Below are 4,136 nucleotides of genomic sequence, written 5' to 3' on the forward strand. Positions count from 1 at the left end.
CCGGTACCCGTGGGCCCGGCCGCGACGGCCGGTGCGGCGTCAGGCGGAGACCGGCTTCAGCGGGTCGTGTCCCAGGGTCATCAGCCGGTGGCGCCAGTTCGGCTGTCCGGCCGTGGGCTCCATGTCGACGCCGCGTTCGGCGGTGACCGTGTCGACCACCTTCCGCATCACCCGGACGTCGTCGTCGGTCAGGTCGACACGGCGTTTGCCGAGGATCTCCAGGACACGGCGGCCGTTCTCGGTCCCCGCCTGGTCCGGCAGCGCCTCGGTCCGCTCACCGGCGGAGCGGGTCATCAGCCACTCCTGGAGCTCGCGGGAGGTCATGTTGACCACGCGGTGGAACTCGTTCCACAGGTCGTCCAGCTCGGGATCCCGGTGGTCGGCCATGATCATCTTTCCCTTCCGTCCGCGGTGACCACCCCTTCGGGCGCGTTCGGCGCATCGGGTGGCACGCTCCGGGTTGCCCGAGGCCCGCGGGGGAAACGGCGGCGCTCCGGATGCGGGCCGCGGGGCGGCGCACGATGCTGGAGCCATGTCCGAAGAGCCGAGGCCGGTCGTCGTGGAGCCTCCCGGGCCGTCGGGCGGACGGCGGGTACGGGTGGGCGGCAGCGTGCTCGGCACCGCCTACTCGCTGCGCGACGTGACCGCCTTCCTCCAGGAGGCCGGACTCCAGGGATGGGACGAGCTGGACGTCGCGGGCTCCGGTCTGATCGACTGGCGGGGCGGCGGCCCCGACACCTGGGCGGAAACGTGACGCACCGCCGTCATGTCGGACGTGCCGGGTCCGGACACTGCGGGTAGAACTGAGGCCTATGCGACCACCGGGCCGATCAGGCGTTCTGTCGCGGCGCAGTGTCGCCGCGCAGGTCTTCGTGGTGCACGTGGTCATCGTGGTGCTGCTGGTCCTCGCCGCCGTGGCGGCGCTGGTCCTCCAGGGCCGGGCCGCCAGCGAGGAGGAGGCCCGCAACCGGTCCCGGGCCGTCGCCGTCTCGTTCGCCGACGCGCCGGGCACCTGGGAGGCGTTGCGGTCGCCCGATCCGACGGCGGAGCTCCAGCCGCGGGCCGAGCAGGTGCGGCGGACCGTCCCGGTGGACTTCGTGGTGGTGATGAACACCGAGGGGATCCGGTACACCCACCCCCGCCAGGACCGGATCGGCAAGAAGTTCGTCGGGGAGATCGGGCCGGCGCTGCGGGGCGAGCCGGTGGTCGAGGAGATCACCGGCACCATCGGCAGGCTGGTGCAGGCGGTCGTGCCGGTGCGGGACCCGCAGGGCCGGGTGGTGGGCCTGGTGTCGGCGGGCATCACCGTGGAGAACGTCGGCAACACCGCCGACCGCCAGCTGCCGCTGCTGCTGGGGGCCGCGGCAGCCGCGCTCGCCCTGGCCACGGCGGGCACCGCGGTGGCCGGCCGCAGGCTGCTGCGGCAGACCCACGGGCTGGGCCCGCGCGAGATGACACGGATGTACGAACACCATGACGCGGTCCTGCACTCGGTGCGGGAGGGCGTGGTCATCGTCGGCGCGGACGGTGAGCTGCTGCTGGCCAACGACGAGGCGCAGCGGCTGCTGGGGCTGCCGGAGGACACCGGCCGGCGCCGCGTCGGCGAGCTGGGCCTGTACCCGGACATGGCGGAGCTGCTGCTCTCGGGCCGAGTGGCCACCGACGAGGTGCATCCGGTCGGGGACCGCCTGGTGGTGGTCAACCAGCGGCCGACACGGCTTCGCGGCGGGCCGTCGGGGTCGGTGGCGACGCTGCGGGACTCCACGGAGCTGAGGGCGCTGTCGGGTCGCGCCGAGGCCGCGCGGGAGCGGCTGGACCTGCTGTACGCGGCGGGTCTGGGGATCGGGACCAGCCTGGACGTGCGTCACACCGCCGAGGCGCTGGCGAATCTGGTCGTGCCCCGGTTCGCGGACCACGCGACGGTGGACCTGTTCGACGCGGTGCTGGAGGGCGACGAGCCGTCCGTCCGGCCGGACTCCGGGGCGGCGCTGCGCCGGACGGCACTGGCGGGGGTCGACGACGCGCCGCTGTTCCCGCTGGGCGCGCAGGTCCGGCCCGACGGCTCGTCACCGCAGGCGCGGGTGCTGCGCTCGGGCCGGGCGCTGCTGGAGCCACGCCTCGAGCAGACACTGCGGTGGGAGGGCCGCAACCGCGAGCAGTGGGCGCAGTTGCTGGAGCACGGCGTGCACTCGCTGATCGCGGTGCCGGTGCGGGCCGGCGGCCAGGTCCTCGGCGTGGTGGGGTTCTGGCGCGACCGCCGCAAGGAGCCGTTCGACGAGGAGGAACTGGCGGTCGCCGAGGAGCTGGTGACCAGGGCGGCGGTGGCGATCGACAACGCCCGGCGGTTCACCCGCGAGCACGGCATGGCGGTGACGCTGCAGCGGAGCCTGCTGCCGCGCCGGCTGCCGGACCAGGACGCGCTGGAGGTGGCCTACCGGTATCTGCCGGCCCAGGCGGGGGTGGGCGGCGACTGGTTCGACGTGCTGCCGCTGTCCGGGGCGCGGGTGGCGCTGGTGGTGGGCGACGTGGTGGGGCACGGCCTGCACGCGGCGGCGACCATGGGGCGGCTGCGGACGGCGGTGCACACCTTCAGCGCGCTGGACCTGCACCCCGAGGAGCTGCTCGGGCTGCTGGACGAGCTGGTGGCGCGGATCGACCAGGAGGAGAACCCCGGAGGCGGTGCGACGATCACCGGGGCGACCTGCCTGTACGCCGTGTACGACCCGGTGTCGCGGCGCTGTGTGATGTCGCGGGCCGGGCACCTGCCGCCGGCGGTGGTGCGGCCGGACGGGGCGGTGGAGTTCCTCGAGGTCCCGGCCGGCCCGCCGCTGGGCCTGGGCGGCCTCCCGTACGAGACGGCCGAGGTGGAGCTGGAGGAGGGCAGCCGGCTGGTCCTGTACACGGACGGTCTGGTGGAGGAGCGGGACCGGGACATCGACGCGGGGCTGGAACTGCTGCGCGAGTCGCTGGCGCGGGCGGGCGCGTCGCCGGAGGACACCTGCCGGGACGTCCTGGAGGGGGTGGCGCCGCGGCCGACGGACGACATCGCGGTGCTGGTGGCGCGGACCCGGGCGATCAGGGAGGACAGGATCGCCACCTGGGACGTACCACGGGATCCGTCGGCGGTGGGCGAGATCCGGGCGGCGGCGACCAGGCTGCTGACCGAGTGGGGGCTCGAGGAGCAGGCCTTCACCACGGAGCTGATCCTCAGCGAGCTGGTGACGAACGCGCTCCGGCACGGCAGCGGGCCGGTGCGGGTGCGGGTGCTGCGGGAGCGCGAGCTGATCTGCGAGGTGTCCGACGCGGGCAGCACCGCCCCGCGGCTGCGGCAGGCGACCAGCTTCGACGAGGGCGGACGCGGGCTGTTCCTGGTCGCGCAGCTCGCCGAGCGGTGGGGGACGCGGTGGACACCCGAGGGAAAGATCATCTGGGCGGCGCAGCCGCTGCCCTGACGCCCGTTCGGGGCAGCCGCTGCCCAAAACGCCCGTTCGGGCAGGGCTGCCGTGACGCCGGTTCAGGGCAGGATCGAGTCCACGTAGCCGCCGTCCACGCGCAGTGCGCCGCCGGTGGTGGCGGACGCCTGGTCGGAGGCGAGGTAGACGACCATGTTGGCGATCTCCTCGGGCTCGATCAGCCGCTGGAGCAGGGACTGCGGGCGGTGCTCGCGCATGAAGGCGTGCTGGGCCTCGTCCCAGGGGAGTGCGGGATCGACGAGTTCGTACACGAACTTCTCCACTCCCCCGGTGTGGGTGGGGCCGGCGATCACGGAGTTGACGGTGACCCCGGTTCCGGCGGCCTCCTTGGCGAAGCCGCGGCCGACGGCGAGCAGCGCGGTCTTGGTCGTCCCGTAGTGGATCATCTCGGCGGGGACCACGACGGCGGAGTCGCTGGCGATGTACATCACCCTCCCCCAGCCGCGTTCCGTCATGCCGGGCAGCAGGGCGCGGGTGAGACGGACGGCCGCGAGGACGTTGACCTCGAAGTGGCGCCGCCATTCGTCGTCGCTGATCTCCAGCGCGGGCCGGGCGCCGAAGATGCCGAGGTTGTTGACGAGGATGTCGGCGTCCGGCAGTGCGCGGACGGCCCGCTCGGCGCCCTCCTCGGTGGCGACGTCGGCGGCCACGGGCACGAACCGG

General features: G+C 74.1%; 4 protein-coding genes. 2 read left to right on the top strand and 2 right to left on the bottom strand.

The annotated features are described in order from the left end of the window. Nucleotides 1–39: 39 nt before the first annotated feature. Complete coding sequence (locus tag HW445_RS20715; RefSeq protein WP_180222482.1) at nt 40–387, bottom strand: DUF3140 domain-containing protein; 348 nt, start codon at nt 385–387, stop codon at nt 40–42. 145 nt (nt 388–532) lie between these two features. Between HW445_RS20715 and HW445_RS20720 the strand changes: the two genes are divergently transcribed. Then, complete coding sequence (locus tag HW445_RS20720) at nt 533–754, top strand: hypothetical protein (RefSeq protein WP_151770660.1); 222 nt, start codon at nt 533–535, stop codon at nt 752–754. 58 nt (nt 755–812) lie between these two features. Continuing rightward, a complete protein-coding gene (locus tag HW445_RS20725; RefSeq protein ID WP_180222483.1) occupies nt 813–3,452 on the top strand; it encodes a SpoIIE family protein phosphatase in 2,640 nt (879 codons plus the stop codon). A gap of 62 nt (nt 3,453–3,514) precedes the next feature. On the opposite strand, the gene HW445_RS20730 is transcribed toward HW445_RS20725, so the two are convergent. Beyond that, the coding region (locus HW445_RS20730; RefSeq protein WP_180222484.1) for an SDR family NAD(P)-dependent oxidoreductase at nt 3,515–4,136 on the bottom strand (622 nt) is incomplete at its 5' end.

It is taken from the genome of Streptomyces sp. UH6 (assembly GCF_013421635.1).
Taxonomy (GTDB): Bacteria; Actinomycetota; Actinomycetes; order Streptomycetales; family Streptomycetaceae; genus Streptomyces; species Streptomyces abyssomicinicus.